This is a genomic window from Paenibacillus sp. MMO-58, from assembly GCF_037146255.1.
Classification (GTDB): Bacteria; Bacillota; Bacilli; order Paenibacillales; family Paenibacillaceae; genus Pristimantibacillus.
The window spans coordinates 168,909-185,088 of sequence record NZ_JBBCVY010000002.1; the positions used below are offsets into that span (position 1 = coordinate 168,909).

19 protein-coding genes are annotated in these 16,180 nt (G+C 48.4%); 3 read left to right on the forward strand and 16 right to left on the reverse strand.

Translation table 11 applies throughout. From position 1 onward, the window contains the following. Positions 1-5 precede the first annotated feature (5 nt). The 12 genes from fliF to sucC form a co-directional block, all read right to left on the reverse strand. Positions 6-1,589, reverse strand: a complete 1,584-nt coding sequence (gene fliF / locus WFJ73_RS06550; protein ID WP_336772273.1) for a flagellar basal-body MS-ring/collar protein FliF — start codon at positions 1,587-1,589, stop codon at positions 6-8. Between the two features lie 41 nt (positions 1,590-1,630). Then, on the reverse strand, positions 1,631-1,942 hold the full coding sequence (gene fliE, locus WFJ73_RS06555; RefSeq protein ID WP_336772274.1) for a flagellar hook-basal body complex protein FliE: 312 nt from the start codon (positions 1,940-1,942) through the stop codon (positions 1,631-1,633). A 24-nt stretch (positions 1,943-1,966) separates the two neighbouring features. Beyond that, positions 1,967-2,422 carry a flagellar basal body rod protein FlgC gene (gene flgC / locus WFJ73_RS06560; protein WP_336772275.1) on the reverse strand — a complete coding sequence of 152 codons (456 nt, stop codon included), beginning with the start codon at positions 2,420-2,422 and terminating at the stop codon, positions 1,967-1,969. A 6-nt stretch (positions 2,423-2,428) separates the two neighbouring features. Further along, a complete protein-coding gene (gene flgB, locus WFJ73_RS06565; protein WP_336772276.1) occupies positions 2,429-2,836 on the reverse strand; it encodes a flagellar basal body rod protein FlgB in 408 nt (135 codons plus the stop codon). A gap of 236 nt (positions 2,837-3,072) precedes the next feature. Continuing rightward, a complete protein-coding gene (gene codY / locus WFJ73_RS06570) occupies positions 3,073-3,843 on the reverse strand; it encodes a GTP-sensing pleiotropic transcriptional regulator CodY (protein WP_336772277.1) in 771 nt (256 codons plus the stop codon). Between the two features lie 37 nt (positions 3,844-3,880). Next, complete coding sequence (gene hslU, locus WFJ73_RS06575; protein WP_336772278.1) at positions 3,881-5,284, reverse strand: ATP-dependent protease ATPase subunit HslU; 1,404 nt, start codon at positions 5,282-5,284, stop codon at positions 3,881-3,883. 17 nt (positions 5,285-5,301) lie between these two features. Then, a complete protein-coding gene (gene hslV / locus WFJ73_RS06580; RefSeq protein ID WP_248756812.1) occupies positions 5,302-5,847 on the reverse strand; it encodes an ATP-dependent protease subunit HslV in 546 nt (181 codons plus the stop codon). 84 nt (positions 5,848-5,931) lie between these two features. Further along, positions 5,932-7,263, reverse strand: a complete 1,332-nt coding sequence (gene trmFO, locus WFJ73_RS06585; protein ID WP_127495839.1) for an FADH(2)-oxidizing methylenetetrahydrofolate--tRNA-(uracil(54)-C(5))-methyltransferase TrmFO — start codon at positions 7,261-7,263, stop codon at positions 5,932-5,934. Between the two features lie 98 nt (positions 7,264-7,361). Beyond that, the gene (gene topA, locus WFJ73_RS06590; RefSeq protein WP_336772280.1) at positions 7,362-9,458 is read right to left on the reverse strand and encodes a type I DNA topoisomerase; all 2,097 of its coding nucleotides are present in this window, start codon (positions 9,456-9,458) and stop codon (positions 7,362-7,364) included. Positions 9,459-9,485: 27 nt separating this feature from the next. Continuing rightward, on the reverse strand, positions 9,486-10,601 hold the full coding sequence (gene dprA / locus WFJ73_RS06595) for a DNA-processing protein DprA (RefSeq protein WP_336772281.1): 1,116 nt from the start codon (positions 10,599-10,601) through the stop codon (positions 9,486-9,488). A 168-nt stretch (positions 10,602-10,769) separates the two neighbouring features. Continuing rightward, complete coding sequence (gene sucD / locus WFJ73_RS06600) at positions 10,770-11,711, reverse strand: succinate--CoA ligase subunit alpha (RefSeq protein WP_015845042.1); 942 nt, start codon at positions 11,709-11,711, stop codon at positions 10,770-10,772. 31 nt (positions 11,712-11,742) lie between these two features. Then, on the reverse strand, positions 11,743-12,903 hold the full coding sequence (sucC, locus tag WFJ73_RS06605; protein ID WP_336772283.1) for an ADP-forming succinate--CoA ligase subunit beta: 1,161 nt from the start codon (positions 12,901-12,903) through the stop codon (positions 11,743-11,745). A gap of 450 nt (positions 12,904-13,353) precedes the next feature. On the opposite strand from sucC, the gene WFJ73_RS06610 reads away from it, so the two are divergent. Further along, positions 13,354-13,875, forward strand: coding sequence for a hypothetical protein (locus tag WFJ73_RS06610; RefSeq protein WP_336772284.1), 522 nt, complete (start codon positions 13,354-13,356; stop codon positions 13,873-13,875). Between the two features lie 41 nt (positions 13,876-13,916). Here the strand turns inward: WFJ73_RS06610 and WFJ73_RS06615 are convergent, their stop codons facing one another. Next, positions 13,917-14,123, reverse strand: coding sequence for a helix-turn-helix domain-containing protein (locus WFJ73_RS06615; RefSeq protein WP_336772285.1), 207 nt, complete (start codon positions 14,121-14,123; stop codon positions 13,917-13,919). Positions 14,124-14,252: 129 nt separating this feature from the next. Between WFJ73_RS06615 and WFJ73_RS06620 the strand changes: the two genes are divergently transcribed. Then, a complete protein-coding gene (locus WFJ73_RS06620) occupies positions 14,253-14,390 on the forward strand; it encodes a hypothetical protein (protein WP_336772286.1) in 138 nt (45 codons plus the stop codon). A gap of 202 nt (positions 14,391-14,592) precedes the next feature. Beyond that, entirely contained in the window at positions 14,593-14,784 is a 192-nt protein-coding gene (locus tag WFJ73_RS06625; RefSeq protein WP_336772287.1) for a hypothetical protein, read from the forward strand. Between the two features lie 44 nt (positions 14,785-14,828). On the opposite strand, the gene WFJ73_RS06630 is transcribed toward WFJ73_RS06625, so the two are convergent. From WFJ73_RS06630 to WFJ73_RS06640, 3 genes are read right to left on the reverse strand one after another with little or no spacing between them, the layout of a single operon-like run. Then, the gene (locus tag WFJ73_RS06630; protein WP_336772288.1) at positions 14,829-15,629 is read right to left on the reverse strand and encodes a GH25 family lysozyme; all 801 of its coding nucleotides are present in this window, start codon (positions 15,627-15,629) and stop codon (positions 14,829-14,831) included. Between the two features lies 1 nt (position 15,630). After that, positions 15,631-15,858, reverse strand: a complete 228-nt coding sequence (locus WFJ73_RS06635) for a hypothetical protein (protein WP_336772289.1) — start codon at positions 15,856-15,858, stop codon at positions 15,631-15,633. 5 nt (positions 15,859-15,863) lie between these two features. Beyond that, positions 15,864-16,133: a hemolysin XhlA family protein gene (locus tag WFJ73_RS06640; RefSeq protein ID WP_336772290.1), complete on the reverse strand. Its 270-nt coding sequence runs from the start codon at positions 16,131-16,133 to the stop codon at positions 15,864-15,866. Positions 16,134-16,180 lie beyond the last annotated feature (47 nt).

Below are 16,180 nucleotides of genomic sequence, written 5' to 3' on the forward strand. Positions count from 1 at the left end.
CACCTCTATTCATCCACAAGCCATGTGCGGAGCAAGTTGACGAATTCTTCCGGCTTGCGTTTGGCGAGTGTTTCGAGATTTTTTCTTGCCTGACTGTCATTGTTAACTGTTTCAAAATCAATCGTAGGGAATTCCTGTTTAGCCGGCGTTTCCATCATCGCGGCTGCTTCTGCTGCTGCTGCTTCTTCAGCCTGTTTTCTGCGTCTGCGGACAAGCATGATGGCAAGACCGCCGATCAAAGCAAGCGCTGCCGCGCCAAGTCCAATTGCCCATTGCATCGACAGACCGCTGGAAGAAGTTCCCGCATCCGTTGCCGCGAAATTCTGACCGAGAATGGTAACCTTTTTCGCAATCATTGCGTCATTATTAACATCCTGACCGGAATCAGCCAGCTGCGCGCGAACAAGCGAGCTAAGGAAATTGGTTAACTCTTGACGGGATTGATCCGTGAGTTTGCTCTGTTCAACACCAATGCTGATCGACAAATCCTTCAGCTGGTACGGAGCGGATTCAATCTGATTGTTAATGCGGTCGTAATCATAGTTGGTTACCCGCGAGCTTTGCTCGGAAGAGCCCTTCGTATTATCAGTTGCTGTATAACCAGGTACATCCGTTTCCCCCGTACCGGCGACACCACCTGCATTAGCCGAACCATTGGTCGTTGTGCTGTTGTCTTGTTGTTCGCTTACGATAATGCCGTTATTGTTGTTGTTCTCAAGCGGTCTGACCAGATTCTCCTGAGTCACCTTCTTGTCGAAGTTAAAGCTGCTGGCAACGCTGATCACGAGATTGTCTCCAAGCATCGGAGCCAGGAACTGCTGAATATTTTTCTTCACTTCGGCTTCGTACTTCCGTTGAATCATGAAGTGGCTTTCCGCAGCATCGGTTGCCGCTCCAATCTTGTTGCCGTCGATTTCGGAGGAAACCAGCTCGCCTTGCGGACTTGAAATCGTAATATCCTGAATCGCAAGCTTCGGAACCGCCGTCTTCACAAGATTGTAATAACCGTCAACCTCTTGCTGGCTTGGCCGGTAACCCGGCGTAAAGTTCATCATGATTGAAGCAGATGCCTGTTCCTTCTCTTCCGGAGTCAGGAATACCGATTCCTTCGGAAGGTTGATGAGCACTTTCGAGCTCTGCACGCCTTGCATCCGGTTCAGTAATTGCTGCACTTCTCCGTTAAGAGCGTTAATGTACTTCACGTTAAATTCATTCTCGGTTTGTCCGAAAGCACTTCCGCCTTCAAAAGCTTCGAATCCAATCGATCCGTTCTGCACAAGCCCCTGTGAACCAACATCAACCCGGGTTTTTGTCGCTACTGCGCTAGGTACCGAGATGCTTTGACCGTCCGCGCTTAATTTATAAGGAATACCGTTCCCGTCCAAGTAAGTCATAATTGCTGCTGCATCTGTGGTGTCAAGGTTTTGAAATGCTACTTCGTAATCCGTTCTTGTGAATATGTAAGTCAAAATCACGATTGTTAACAACAATGCACCAATGGATGCCCCCAGCCCTATTTTTTGTTTTTTGCCCATCTGCCCCCAAAACTGCGTGAGTCTTTGGCGGTATTGGGCGATTCTTTCGTTCACGTTGTCACCTCACCCAGCTTCTGTCTAGTTCGAAAGCCCTATTACACTGACATTCGCATAATTTCTTGATACGCATCAATGGCTTTATTGCGAATTTGTGTTGTCAGCTGTAAGCTAAGCTCTGCTTTCTGAGTTGCGATGAGGACCTGTGAAACATCAACCTCGCCAATTAAGTATTTATCGTTTAACTTATGTACCTCTTTTTCCTGTGCATCCACGCTATTCAGTGCGCTCTCCAAGTATTGCCCGAAAGAATTCATCGACTCAGCAGGTGTTGTCTGCTGCTGCGGCTTCGCAGTTTCAAGCAGCTTGTTAACGGCTTGCGCGGGATTAAGTTGCAACGGTTGAATCATGCCCGTCCCTCCGTCATCGTTATTTTACTTGCCAATCTCCAGCGCCTTCGTAAACATGGCTTTAGACGCATTCAGAGCTGTTACGTTAGCTTCGTATGAGCGAGAAGCCGAAATCATATCTACCATTTCTTTCGCCACATCAACGTTAGGCATATGGACATATCCGTCCGCATCAGCGTCCGGGTGGGTTGGATTATAGACAAGCTTGGTAGGCGACTGATCCTCGATAATTCTAGTTGCCTTTACACCTTGTGCTCCGGAAGTCCCTTCAAGCTGCTTGCTCAGCAAATCGGAGAAAGAGGAGTTTTGCGTCATCGGTTCAAGTACGACCATTTTCCTTTTATACGGAACGAATTGGCCATTTACGTAACCGGCGCGGGTTGTTTCAGCATTTGCGATGTTTGAGGAAATAACGTCCATTCGCAAACGCTGTGCGGTTAGTGCGGAAGCACTGGCGTCAAAGCTGCTAGAAATTCTCACTTCCTGTTATCTCCCTTCTATAGCCGTCTTCATCATCTTCACGTCATGATTGATTTGCTGAATATAAAAATTGTAGCTGAGTTGATTTTTAGCGAGCAATGACATCTCGCGATCGATATCGACGTTGTTCTCATTGTTATTCATTTCGGACAAGTTATCGGTCTGTATCTGAGCTGTTGGGACTATTCCGCTGGTCCTGCCTATCGGAATATGACGCTCGTTCGTCCGCTTGCCCTGAAGACCGGTTTGTCCTCCCATTTCTTGGCTGAGAAGCTCTTCAAACAAAACCTCCGAACGTTTGAAGTTTGGAGTGTCGACATTTGCGATGTTGTTCGCTACGACCCCTTGTCGCAATTCTGAAGCCTTGAGCGCGCCTTCCAATCGCCCAAATGATGTGCCATTCAAAAGATTCACGTTCCTATGTCACCACTTTCAGTTAGAAGATCTTAGTAAAGTATTCAACAGATTGCGAACCATTCCTTCTTTGTTCGACATTAAATTATGAAAAAAATGAGACGAAACTGTCGAGTTTTGCCGACATGATAATATTCAACAATTGTCCAAAATATTACAATAAGAAAAAAGCCCTATCTTTAAAATCAAGATAGGGCTTTTTGATGAATTGCCGATAGGATGGTAGTCCCAGGAAATTATTGCTTAATTTTTTCCAATTCCTGAAGAAGCTGGGTATTTAAAATTTTGATGTAGGTCCCCTTCATCCCCAGCGACCTCGTTTCAATAACGCCGGCGCTTTCCAGCTTGCGCAGAGCATTAACGATAACGGATCTTGTAATGCCTACCCGATCCGCAATTTTGGAAGCAACAAGCAGGCCTTCTTTCCCTTCCAGCTGCTCGAAAATATGCTCTACCGCTTCGAGCTCGCTGAAGGAAAGCGAGCCAATCGCAACCGAAACAACCGCACGGCTGCGCGCTTCCTGTTCAACTTCTTCTGCGCGTTCACGTAAGATTTCCATGCCGACAATTGTCGAGCCGTATTCAGCCAGCACCAGATCGTCATCATCAAAGGAACCGTTCGTGCGTGTCAGAACAAGCGTCCCGAGACGGTCCCCGCCTCCAGTAATTGGTACTACAGTCATGATTTCTTGTTCGCCAAGCGCCGGGAAAGTCTCATAGACCCCCGTATCCGGAGCAACGTTTGTTACGGGTTCCAGCATGTCCAGAAATAGGCTGTTACTCACTTGCGGAAAGCGCAGCTCTTCTACAGACATCGAACGAAGCGTGTCATGATCATAAGGATTCACGGCTGCGCAGCCTAGAACCTTTCCTTTGCGGCTGACCACAAACACATTGGTCTGTATAGTACTGCACAATACTTCAGCCATCTCTCTGAAATTGAGCGCTTTGCCGGCTGCTCGCTGCAGCAGCCGGTTCAACGTTCTTGTTTTTGTAAGTAAAGTCATTCCAAAGCCTCCCAAAGCTCATCCCAACTACATTTCACTACAATATATATTGACTCAAATCGCGATTTTTCGCAATGCCTCCCACTTTTTCACGCACATATTCGGGAGTAATGACCATATGGTCAAGAGTAATATCCGGTGCCTCGAAGGAGAGATCCTCAAGCAGCTTCTCCAATATGGTATGAAGTCTGCGGGCACCTATATTTTCGGTATTGCGGTTTAAATCGGCTGCGATCGAAGCAATCTCTTTAATGGCATCGTCTGAAAATTCAATCGCAATACCTTCCGTTTGAAGAAGGGCTGCGTATTGTTTCGTTAAAGCATTTTTCGGTTCGGTCAGAATGCTGACGAAATCCTCCAAGCTAAGCGACGTTAATTCTACCCGGATCGGGAAACGTCCTTGAAGTTCGGGAATCAGATCAGACGGTTTCGCTACATGGAAAGCGCCGGCCGCGATAAAAAGAACATAGTCCGTTTTTACCGGTCCATATTTCGTCACGACCGTGGATCCTTCCACTATTGGAAGAATATCGCGCTGAACGCCTTCACGGGACACATCAGGACCATTGCCTCTCGATGGACTTGCGATTTTATCAATTTCGTCGATGAAAATGATACCGGTCTGCTCCGCGCGGGAAACGGACTCGGCAATGACGTCATCCATATTAATAAGCTTGTTAGCTTCTTCCTGAATAAGTACTTTACGGGCTTCTTTAACCGGCAGCTTGCGCTTCTTGGTCTTCTTCGGCATGAATTGTCCCAGCATTTCCTGCATGTTCATTCCGCCCAGGCCATCCGGTCCTTGACCGCCAAGCATATCAAGCATCGTAGGGGAATTATCCTCAATCTCAACCTCTACGGTTTCGTTCTCGAGTTTTCCTGCGGCCAGGTCATCACGCACCTGCGAGCGCTTGGAGATAATAACGTTATCCTGCTCCGGCTCTTCGACCGTCTCCTTATTGTTTTGCTGATTGCCAAACAACATTTCGAACGGGTTTTTGGATTGCTTCTCTTTTACTTTAGATGGGACAAGCAGCGAAACGAGCCGCTCATTTGCGAGCTTCTCTGCTTTGTCCTGAACAGCTTCCGTCTTTTCTGCCTTCACCATCCGAATTGCCGTCTCTACCAGGTCCCGTACCATTGACTCTACATCACGGCCGACATAACCTACCTCAGTAAATTTGGTCGCTTCAACTTTAATAAAAGGAGCCTTGACCAATTTTGCCAGACGGCGCGCAATTTCCGTTTTGCCTACGCCGGTAGGCCCAATCATCAGAATATTTTTCGGAACAATCTCATCGCGAAGCGTCTCGTCGAGCATGCTTCTGCGATAGCGGTTACGGAGTGCAATGGCGACAGATCGTTTTGCGGGCTTTTGTCCCACAATATATTTATCGAGCTCTGCTACGATTTGACGAGGGGTAAAAGCTTGGTTTACCATATGATATCTCCTCCGCTTCAACCAATTTCTTCTACAATTATATTATGATTCGTATAAACGCATATGTCGGCAGCTGTTTCCAGCGCTGCTCTTGCGATATCCTTTGCTTCCATATGGGGAGCATGCTTCTGCAGCGCTCTTGCTGCGGAGAGAGCATAGTTGCCGCCCGAGCCGATCGCCAGTATGCCGTCATCCGGTTCGATTATTTCCCCGTTCCCGGAAATCAGAAGCAATCCTGTCTGATCCATAACCAGCATCAGCGCCTCGAGTTTGCGGAGAATACGGTCAGTACGCCAGTCCTTTGCCAGCTCAACGGCCGCACGCTGAAGGTTTCCGTGATGCTCCTCCAGCTTTGCCTCAAACTTCTCGAATAACGTAATCGCATCGGCAACCGAACCGGCAAAGCCTGCAATGACTTGCCCGCGGTATAAACGACGAACTTTTTTCGCTTTATTTTTCATCACGACGCTATTTCCGAAGGTTACCTGACCATCTCCGGCAATCGCACCTTTACCTTCGTGACGCACCGCGCAAATCGTGGTGGCGTGAAATTCCATCTCCATCTCTTCGCCCTCCTATAGCTTGCAGATTATTGAGTTCAAGTGTATACGGCTATGATGCCCTCAAGCGGAGCAGCATTCGACTGTTTATACGTTCAAATGATCGAAATGTTCCTTTTTGAATCGCTCCAGACTGTCCAGAGCACGGTTTGCAATCGCTTCATTTTTTTCCTTCTTGTTGCGAATCCGGTTCTCCAGCGGCGGGAACAAGCCAAAATTCGCGTTCATCGGTTGGAAATGCTTGAAGTCTGCCGTTGTAATGTAATGAGCCATGCTGCCAAGCGTTGTATCTTCCGGCAGCACGAGAGGTTCCAGCCCTCGAGCGAGTCTCGCGGCATTAAAGCCGGCAATCAGGCCGGAAGCAGCGGACTCCACATAACCTTCTACACCCGTCATTTGACCGGCAAAGAATAAGGTACTGCGGTTCTTCAACTGATAAGTCGGCTCCATGACCCGCGGTGAGTTGATGAAAGTATTGCGGTGCATAACGCCAAAACGAACGAATTCCGCATTCTCAAGGCCCGGAATCAGGGAGAATACCCGCTTCTGCTCGCCCCACTTCAAATGCGTTTGGAAGCCTACCATGTTGTAGAGAGTTCCGGCCGCATTATCCTGGCGAAGCTGGATCACGGCATGAGGAAGCTTACCGGTATGCGGGTTAACAAGGCCAACCGGCTTCATCGGTCCGAAGAGCACGGTTTGCTTGCCGCGGCTCGCCATTACTTCGATTGGCATACAGCCTTCGAAATAAACTTCCTTCTCGAAATCTTTTAACGCAGCTGTTTCCGCAGTTGTCAGCGCCTCGTGGAAGATCTCGAATTCTTCTTCGGTCATCGGGCAATTCAAATATGCCGCTTCTCCCTTGTCGTAACGGGATGCCAGATAGACCTTGCTCATATCAATGGAGTCCTTCTCGATGATCGGTGCTGCCGCATCATAGAAGTAGAAATATTCTTCGCCAAGCAAGGTTCGGATCTTCTCGGACAGAGCAGGCGCAGTCAGTGGGCCCGTTGCGATGACAACAATGCTGTCTTCCGGTATATCCGTTACTTCTTCCGTGCGCACCTCTACAAGCGGATGTTCATGAAGAAGACGCGTTACTTCCCCGGAAAAACCGTCGCGGTCAACGGCAAGCGCTCCGCCTGCAGGTACGGCATGACGATCCGCGCTACCGAGAATAAGGGAGTTCAGGCGGCGCATCTCTTCCTTCAGCACGCCTACGGCGTTAGCCAGGCCATTGGCGCGCAAGCTGTTGCTGCACACGAGCTCGGCAAAGTTTTTAGTGTGATGGGCAGGCGTTTTGGTCTCAGGACGCATTTCGTACAAAATGACGGGTACGCCTTGGGATGCAATCTGCCAAGCCGCCTCGCTTCCTGCAAGACCTGCTCCGATTACGATGACTGGTTGTTGAACTGACAATGTAAAGACCTCCAATATATGCTAACACGGCAGTGAAAACACAGCTGTCCTCCCTGCGTAAGGGAGGACTGTCGTGTGGCCGCATCTGTTTCTTTAGTTTAGGCTTGTTCTTGCTCGTCTTCCGTAATCTCTTCCGAATAATCGCAATTCGGACATTGCAGCTTCGCGCCGCTGCGGTTGCGTTTCTCGACAAGCATCGAATCGCAATTCGGACAAGGCTTGTTTGTCGGCTTATCCCAGGACACGTAGTCGCAGGTCGGATACGTATCGCAGCCGTAGAAGATCCGTCCTTTTTTGCTGCGGCGCTCGATGATCTTGCCCTCGCCGCATTTCGGGCAGGTTACGCCGATATCCTTGACGATTGGCTTCGTATTGCGGCAGTCCGGGAAGCCGGAGCAGGCAAGGAACTTGCCGAAGCGCCCCATCTTGTACACCATATGGCGGCCGCATTTCTCGCAGATTTCATCCGAAACCTCATCTTGAATCTCGACTTCCTTCATTTCCTCTTCGGCGACTTCAAGCCGCTTCTCGAAAGATTCGTAGAAGGTAGAGAGAACTTTAACCCAGTCCTCCACGCCATCCTCAACATGGTCGAGATCCGTTTCCATCTTCGCCGTAAATTCGGAATCCAGAATTTCAGGGAAAAATTCCTCCATCATCTGATTAACCAGATCTCCAAGTTCGGTTGGAATGAATTTCTTCTCTTCGATCGCTACGTATCCGCGTTTCTGAATCGTTTCCAGCGTTGGCGCATAAGTACTTGGACGTCCTATGCCAAGCTCCTCCAGCGTCTTAACCAATCTTGCTTCGGAATAACGCGGCGGCGGCTGGGTGAAATGCTGCTTCGGTTCGATGGAATCCGAATTCACGACATCACCGATTGCAAATGGCGGAAGGAATTTATGTTCTTCCTCCGTGCCGTCGTCATTGCCCTCCACGTAAACCTTCATGAAGCCGGCAAACTTGATTTTCGATCCGCTCGCACGGAAGTTGACGTCGCCGGACGCGAGGTCTACCGTCATCGTATCAAGCACGGCGGAAGCCATCTGGCTGGATACGAAACGTTCCCATACCAGCTTATACAAGCGAAACTGATCCCGCGAGAGGAACGGCTTCATCGATTCAGGATCGCGTAGCGTCGATGTCGGCCGGATCGCTTCATGGGCGTCCTGCGCATTGCTGTTCTTCTTCGTATAAACGCGCGGCTGCTCCGGATAGAACGACGGGCCGTATTTTCCTTCAATATACTCCTTCGCTTCTTCCTGGGCAACCGGAGAGATCCTTGTCGAGTCCGTTCTCATATAGGTAATGAGACCAACGGTCCCTTCCTTGCCAAGCTCAACGCCTTCATACAGCTGCTGGGCAACGGACATCGTCTTGGAAGCACGGAATCCAAGCTTGCGCGCTGCCTCCTGCTGCAAGGAGCTCGTAATAAACGGCGGTGCCGGGTTGCGGAGACGTTCTTTCTCTTTCACTTCGGCTACCTTGAACTGATTGCCCGACAAGGCTGCAAGAATAGCCTGCATCTCCTCTTCATTGTGGAGTTCCCGCTTCTCGCCCTTAATCGAATGGTATTTAGCTTCAAACGGAACGCCTTGCTGAGTAAGCTTAGCCGTAATGGACCAGTACTCCTCCGGAATAAAAGCATCAATCTCGTTCTCCCGGTCAATAATCAGCTTCACGCATACGGATTGTACGCGCCCGGCGGACAAGCCCTTCTTAACCTTTTTCCACAAGAGCGGACTAATCTTGTAACCGACAAGGCGGTCAAGAATACGTCTGGCCTGTTGGGCATTAACAAGATCCATATTGATCTTGCGAGGCGTTTTGAAAGCATCCTTAACGGCTTGCTTTGTTATTTCATTGAATACGACGCGGCACGTATCCGTCTCGTCCAGCTCCAGATAATGGGCCAAATGCCAAGCGATCGCTTCTCCTTCGCGATCGGGGTCCGCTGCAAGAAAGACATGTTTGACTTTCTTGCTTGCATCCTTCAATTCTTTCAAAACGCTGCCTTTGCCGCGGATCGTAATATATTTCGGCTGAAAGCCGTTTTCCACTTCGACGCCAGTCTGACTTTTTGGCAAATCGCGAATATGGCCCATCGATGCTTTAACGATATATTTGCTGCCCAAATATTTGCCGATCGTTTTTGCTTTGGCCGGTGATTCTACGATTACTAATGAATCTGCCACATTAGGCGCCCCCTCTCTCCTTACATGTTACAACGCTATATAAACTGCCCCTGGCTGTTGTTCGATTTTCCGTTTTATACATAAATTTATCAGAAGTGCGCTTAAATGTCCAAAAGGGATCATCGTAAGCTGGTGCAATTCGTTAATTGTAAGCGGACGATCGCGCAGCAAATCGATTATTTTCTGCTCCTCGGCATTCATGCTTGCCGCAACGGCTGTAGCCTGCTGGGGCTTTGTCAGTGCCGCAAGCTTCTCTTGAAGCCAGCCGTATTCCTCGAGAATATGATCGGCACTGCTGACCAGCTTCGCTCCTTCGCGAATCAGACTGTTAGGTCCCTCGCTCTTGGGCGATGAGATCGGTCCGGGTACGGCAAATACATCACGCCCCATTTCGAGCGCCTGATCTGCCGTAATAAGCGAACCGCTGCCCTTCGCTGCTTCCACAACGATCGTTCCCAGCGATAAACCTGCTATGATCCGATTTCGAAGCGGAAACATTCCCGGATGAAGCGGCGAGCCCACCGGAGACTCCGACAGGATCAGCCCTTCCCGGATCATTTCCTTATAAAGTGATCGGTTCTCGGGCGGATAACAATGATCAACCGGACTAGCCAGTACCGCAATTGTGCTTCCATGGCCCCGCAAAGCCGCTTCATGCGCCTTGCTGTCAATCCCCCTGGCAAGACCGCTCACTACTGTCAAACCTCGCCTAGAAAGCTCCTCAGACAGCGCTAACGCGGTATGCCGGCCATACGCGCTGGGGTTTCTGGTTCCTACGACAGCAATCGAAGGTCTCTTCAAGAGCTCAACCTTCCCAAGAGCATACAGTACCCAAGGCGGCTGCGGTATCCGGCGAAGCTCTTCCGGATATTCCTCATCATACGGAGTGATTACTGCCGCACCAAGCTCCTGCGACCGAAGATAAGGCGACTCTGGCCAATCAAAAGGATCGTTCCATCGTCTGGCCGCCGCCTCTGCTTGCGCACGTCCAAATCCGATTGCCATCCAATCCGCAGCGCTGGTGCCATCCACGCTATCCCAAGCCTTATGGGCAACCGCTTTCTGAACGGTATGCCATCCTATGCCCGAACATTCGTGGAGCATAATAACCATCTGCTTACATTTATCAACGTTTAGCGTCATTCTTGCCGCCCTCTCCTCTGGGGAGGTCAGCCTGCATTCCTTCCTATTGTGCGTTACATGGCAAAAGAATGCAAGTCAACCCGAAATTTTATGAAAAAAAAAGCAACCTTTCAAGCCCTAAACGGGCATTGAAAGGTTGCTTACCTTCATTAATATGCTATTGTGCGGTTAGGCTTGAGCAACGCCAGTTGTGCATTTCTCAAGCAGGCCTTTTTCTTCAAGCACCGATACAAGCGTGGAGCCCATGTCGGAAGGCGTTGGAGCAACTTTGATTCCGCATGCTTCCAAAGTAGCGATTTTCTCGGCAGCTGTACCTTTGCCGCCGGAAATAATAGCGCCCGCATGACCCATGCGTTTGCCTGGAGGCGCTGTAGCGCCACCGATGAAGCCTACTACTGGTTTCTTCATGTTAGCTTTGATCCACTCAGCAGCTTCTTCTTCTGCCGTACCGCCGATCTCGCCAATCATAATAACAGCGTAAGTATCAGGATCTTCGTTGAAACGGCTCAAGATATCGATAAACTCGGAGCCTTTAACAGGGTCGCCGCCGATACCAACCGCAGAAGATTGACCGATACCACGAGTCGAAAGCTGATGAACCGCTTCGTAAGTAAGAGTTCCCGAACGGGAAACTACGCCTACATGGCCCTTTGTATGGATGTAACCCGGCATGATGCCGATTTTGCATTCGCCTGGAGTAATAACGCCTGGGCAGTTAGGACCGATCAGAGTCGTTTTGCTGCCTTCCATGTAGCGTTTTACTTTAACCATGTCCAGAACCGGAATGCCTTCCGTAATACAGATAACCAGATCAAGACCAGCGTCTACCGCTTCCATGATCGAGTCAGCTGCGAAAGCAGGCGGTACATAAATAACCGATGCAGTTGCGCCAGTAGCTGCTACCGCTTGTTCAACCGTATTGAATACTGGAAGAGATACAACGTTGCCGTTTTCCAGCGTAATATCGACGTTAGTGCCGCCTTTGCCTGGAGTTACGCCGCCAACCATTTGCGTGCCGTAGTCCAATGCGCCTTTCGCATGGAACAGACCAGTTGCGCCTGTAATCCCTTGAGTGATTACTTTTGTGTCTTTATTGACCAAAATGCTCATCGAATTTCACATCCCCGTTAATGAATTCGTACTATTTGACGAGATTAACGATTTTTTGCGCGCCGTCTGCCATGGAGTCAGCCGCAACAATGTTTAATCCCGATTCGTTCAACATTTTTTTACCAAGCTCAACGTTAGTGCCTTCCAGTCTAACAACCAGAGGACGGTCCAGGCCAAGCTCTTTCGCAGCAGCAATAACGCCGTCAGCGATAACGTCGCAACGCATAATGCCGCCGAAGATATTAACGAAAATACCTTTTACGTTCTCGTCGGACAGGATGATCTTGAACGCTTCAGTTACTTTCTCTTTTGTAGCGCCGCCCCCTACGTCCAGGAAGTTGGCCGGGTCGCCGCCGTAGTATTTGATGATGTCCATAGTCGCCATTGCAAGACCGGCGCCGTTAACCATACAGCCAATGTTGCCTTCAAGGGCAATGTAGCTCAGGTCGTATTTGGATGCTTCGATCTCTTTTGCGTCTTCTTCTTCCAAGTCGCGAAGCGCCACGATATCTTTGTGACGGTACAGAGCGTTGGAATCGAAGTTCAGCTTGGCGTCAAGCGCCATAACGTTGCCGTCGCCAGTTACAACAAGCGGGTTGATCTCGGCGATAGAGCAATCTTTATCAACAAATGCATTGTACAGAGCGATCATGAATTTAACCGCTTTGTTAACAAGTTCGCTAGGAATGTTGATTGCGTAAGCAAGCTTGCGCGCTTGGAATACTTGCAGACCGATTGCCGGGTCAATGACTTCTTTGATGATCTTCTCAGGCGAATGAGCTGCTACTTCTTCAATCTCCGTGCCGCCTTCTTCGGAAGCCATCATTGTTACGCGGCCAGTGCCACGGTCAATAACAACGCCTACATAGTATTCTTTCTTGATGTCGCAGCCTTGCTCGATAAGAAGACGTTTAACTTCTTTGCCTTCCGGGCCGGTTTGATGAGTAACGAGCACTTTGCCAAGAATTTCGCTGGCATATGCACGAACTTCATCGATGTTTTTCGCTACTTTAACGCCGCCCGCTTTACCGCGGCCGCCAGCGTGAATTTGCGCTTTTACAACTACCACCGGTGTACCCAGTGCTTGCGCTGCTTCTACCGCTTCGTCAACGGAGAAAGCTACCTTTCCTTCTGGAACAGCAACACCGTACTGTTTCAGGACCTCTTTGCCTTGATACTCATGGATATTCATTGTTAGAAATCCTCCATTTCACAGACTCAACTTCAGTCATATGTACACAAACCTTAATCATTGTAGCATTATTTATGCCATATTTCGACCCTTCGGGTTTCGGTTTTTTGATATGGATTTGATCTCAAAATGAGATTAAATCACCGATGGACTTCAGTAGTATGCCCTATTTTCTTGAAGAATTCATACTTGTTTTTCCAATATTGACAGACTTGTCTTTTTTACACTATGATGGCTATAACGATAACTTTATATTACGAGATTCGGACGTAAGGAAGCACCTTCATCCCATTTTTGGAGGTGCTTTTTTTGTGTTCAGTTTAATGCATAGCAGCAGCGTTCTTGGAGTTGAAGGCAAAGGAATTTCCGTGGAAGTCGATATAGCAAGCGGGCTGCCGAATGTAATTCTAGGTCTACATAAATTTTAACCATATAAGGAGTGTTTATTTAATGAAGAAAAAATTCAAAAGCCTGTCAATGAGTGTTTTGATTGTAACTGTTGCAGCGGTTGTTATGAGTGGATGCGGAAGCACTAAGGAAGACGCAACGCCTGCAACAAGCACGGCAGTAACAAGCACCGCGCCGGCTTCCCCTACCCCATCACCTGAAGCAAAGAAGCTTTCTAAAGAAGAACAAATTGCCCTGGACTATGTGAACATTTATCTGAACGGTTCGGATGCTGAAGCAAAGAAAAAGTTTCTTGCTGATGAAGTAAGAGAAGATGTGCAGCAGCTTTTTCAACTAGGCGTTGAGGCTGTGCCCGCGGCTGATGAATTGTACGGTGATCCTGAAGTTATGGATTCCGTTGACTATGAAACGGATGGCATGAAGGGGAAGCTTGTACTTGTGAACAGCTCCAAAGGGGAACTGATTGCATTGGTTCTCGAAGGGAAGCTTGGGTTCGTCTTTATTAACGGCGATGATGAACAATCGAAGAAGAACTTTGCCGGTATGAAAAAAGAATTTAAATAACCAAAAAGCCCGTTGGCCGATTTAAGGCCAGCGGGCTTTTATTATTCCTTAGTGTACTCAAAAAGTTCATGAACGCTTTGAAGCTCTAGTGCCTGCATGATCTTGTTTAAATTCTCGACAGACCATTGTTTTGCCTTATTCTTTTTCATATCGTCTATTGTGGCGTATCGAATACCCGTCATTTCTGATAGTTGATTTGCATTCATTCGTTTTTCAAACAACAATTCATCTAATCTCAACTTTAACATTCGCCATCACCTCAAAATCATTATACACATTGCCCTAAATAATTTCAACTATTTACGTATAATTTTATACGAATTTAGTTGACTATTATACGATTAACGTATATAATAGAAATATAAGGAGGTGAGGAAATGGCAAAGAGTAAGAAGAAGAAAAAGCTTCTGAAATCAAAAAAGAAGAAGCTTAACGAGATGCGAGAAAACACAATGCTAGTGATGGCTGTCACTAGCGTGATAATCGCACTCATCGCCCTAATCCGTACCTGGTAGTCGGAAGAAGGAGAGCAACCGCAAGGCGGCTCTCCTTCCAAATAGGCGGCTTCTTCTTACTCAGTATTATAAACCAATGCGAACAGGAAGGGAAATGATCAAAATGAAAAAAACACGGCTTTCATTCGTTCTCAGTTTAATTGCCCTAGCACTAAGTATCATCGCATTGATTCGCACCTTTGTTAATTAAAGGAGTGATTAAATGATTGACATTGAAAAGTTTTTTGGGACGTATGTACGAGTTGAATTAGATTCGGGTTTAAGTCATCAAGGAATCTTAGAAGAAGTTAATGATACGGAGATTGCCGGCTATGTGCGGATCAAAGGTATTAATGAATTGTTTCTATTCCCAATTGAGGACATCGTTAATATTTCTTCCCCTCAATTGCATTAACAAAAAAAGCCCACCGGCCGAAAATGGCTAGTGGGCTTTTCTTATTACTTCGTTGTGATGTCCACGCGCCTGGCGTCTGCATTCCACTTCACGCCAGCTCCGAACGTTTCCGCGATTGAGCGTACCGGAACATACGTGATGCCCGCCTTGTTATCAAGCAGGCCGTCATTGTGCTTCACCCCGTCAACGTATACTTCAACTTCCTCCATTTTATAAACGGCTACCGTTGTCGTGAACTTATCGAAGAATTCCTTTTCCATTGCATTGACGTCCACGTTGCCGGTGATGCCTTTGACGACCCCTGTTGACGTGTATTGAAATACAGACCACTTGTCCCATGTAGTGTTTGCCATAGGCGTGTTAACGCCGTAATGGGCCACCCACAGCGGCCACGGCCGTAATTGTGCGCCAAGGTTTGTTTTGGCGAAACTGCCGCCGGTATAGATCATTGCAGGATGTCCGGTTAATCGTTCAACTTCCTGAAGCCAGGCCAAGCACCAGGCTGTCAGCTTAGCAGCTCCAACGTTAGCGGCAGCGCCTTCCACGTCCAGGGCGTGCGGGAATGTTGCTTTGTATCCCTTGACCGTGCCGGCGAATTTGGCAGCTTCATCAATCGCGCTGTTGTTGTTTTCAGGATGCGCGTAATGATAAAAGCCAATCGGAAGGCCGGCCGCAGCGGCCCCCTTTGCATTAGCGTCAAGCTTTTCGTCCGTATCCGTCCGGCCCTCAGTGGCTTTGATCATTACGCCCTGCACGCCATCCGATTTAACAGCGGCCCAATTAATAACGCCTTGATAGTGTGATACGTCAATTACCTTCACGTTGCTTGCAGATTTGCTTTGCATCTTATTTTGCCCCCTTCGATTTGCTGTGTTGATATAATCCCGAAGCGCCCAGGCCCACAACAGAAATTGCAGTTGCGGCGTCACGCCAGGCGTCAGGCGCCAGTACAAAGGCAGCAGCCACAACCAGGGCAGCAACCGGCGCGAATTTCGCAGGAATGCCAAGCATCTTGCCCATGCCGATATAAGCAGCCACGATAGCCGACAAAGAAAGGATTTCATCGTTCGTCATTCCTATCACCCTTTCAAATTCAGATACGCAAGCAATATTGCAGATGCCAGGCCAAGCAGAGAGGTAAATAAAGTTCTTTTAAGCCATGTCTGCGCGTTTTCAATGCCGTCAAGCCTGTGATGCGCTGAAGATGCTGATTCATGGGCTTTTGTGGCCGTCTTGCTGATTCCTTGAATATCCTTGCTGAATTCGTTCAGGTTGTCTATTTTGACATTCAGCTTCCCAATCTCAACTAAAATTTCGGTGATTTGGCTTCTTGGCGTATCTTCAGGCATGATTTGCCCCCTCAAATAAAATAAGCCTACGGAAAATATCCGTAGGC

Coding starts and splice junctions, on each gene's coding strand:
- WFJ73_RS06625 (WP_336772287.1), top strand. CDS start 14,593: ATGATTGACATTGAAAAGTTTTTTGGGACGTATGTACGAGTTGAATTA.
- codY (WP_336772277.1), bottom strand. CDS start 3,843: ATGACTTTACTTACAAAAACAAGAACGTTGAACCGGCTGCTGCAGCGA.
- WFJ73_RS06610 (WP_336772284.1), top strand. CDS start 13,354: ATGAAGAAAAAATTCAAAAGCCTGTCAATGAGTGTTTTGATTGTAACT.
- hslV (WP_248756812.1), bottom strand. CDS start 5,847: ATGGAGATGGAATTTCACGCCACCACGATTTGCGCGGTGCGTCACGAA.
- WFJ73_RS06635 (WP_336772289.1), bottom strand. CDS start 15,858: ATGACGAACGATGAAATCCTTTCTTTGTCGGCTATCGTGGCTGCTTAT.
- WFJ73_RS06620 (WP_336772286.1), top strand. CDS start 14,253: ATGGCAAAGAGTAAGAAGAAGAAAAAGCTTCTGAAATCAAAAAAGAAG.
- dprA (WP_336772281.1), bottom strand. CDS start 10,601: ATGACGCTAAACGTTGATAAATGTAAGCAGATGGTTATTATGCTCCAC.
- sucD (WP_015845042.1), bottom strand. CDS start 11,711: ATGAGCATTTTGGTCAATAAAGACACAAAAGTAATCACTCAAGGGATT.
- WFJ73_RS06630 (WP_336772288.1), bottom strand. CDS start 15,629: ATGCAAAGCAAATCTGCAAGCAACGTGAAGGTAATTGACGTATCACAC.
- fliE (WP_336772274.1), bottom strand. CDS start 1,942: ATGATTCAACCGTTGCAACTTAATCCCGCGCAAGCCGTTAACAAGCTG.
- WFJ73_RS06615 (WP_336772285.1), bottom strand. CDS start 14,123: ATGTTAAAGTTGAGATTAGATGAATTGTTGTTTGAAAAACGAATGAAT.
- sucC (WP_336772283.1), bottom strand. CDS start 12,903: ATGAATATCCATGAGTATCAAGGCAAAGAGGTCCTGAAACAGTACGGT.
- hslU (WP_336772278.1), bottom strand. CDS start 5,284: ATGGTAAACCAAGCTTTTACCCCTCGTCAAATCGTAGCAGAGCTCGAT.
- WFJ73_RS06640 (WP_336772290.1), bottom strand. CDS start 16,133: ATGCCTGAAGATACGCCAAGAAGCCAAATCACCGAAATTTTAGTTGAG.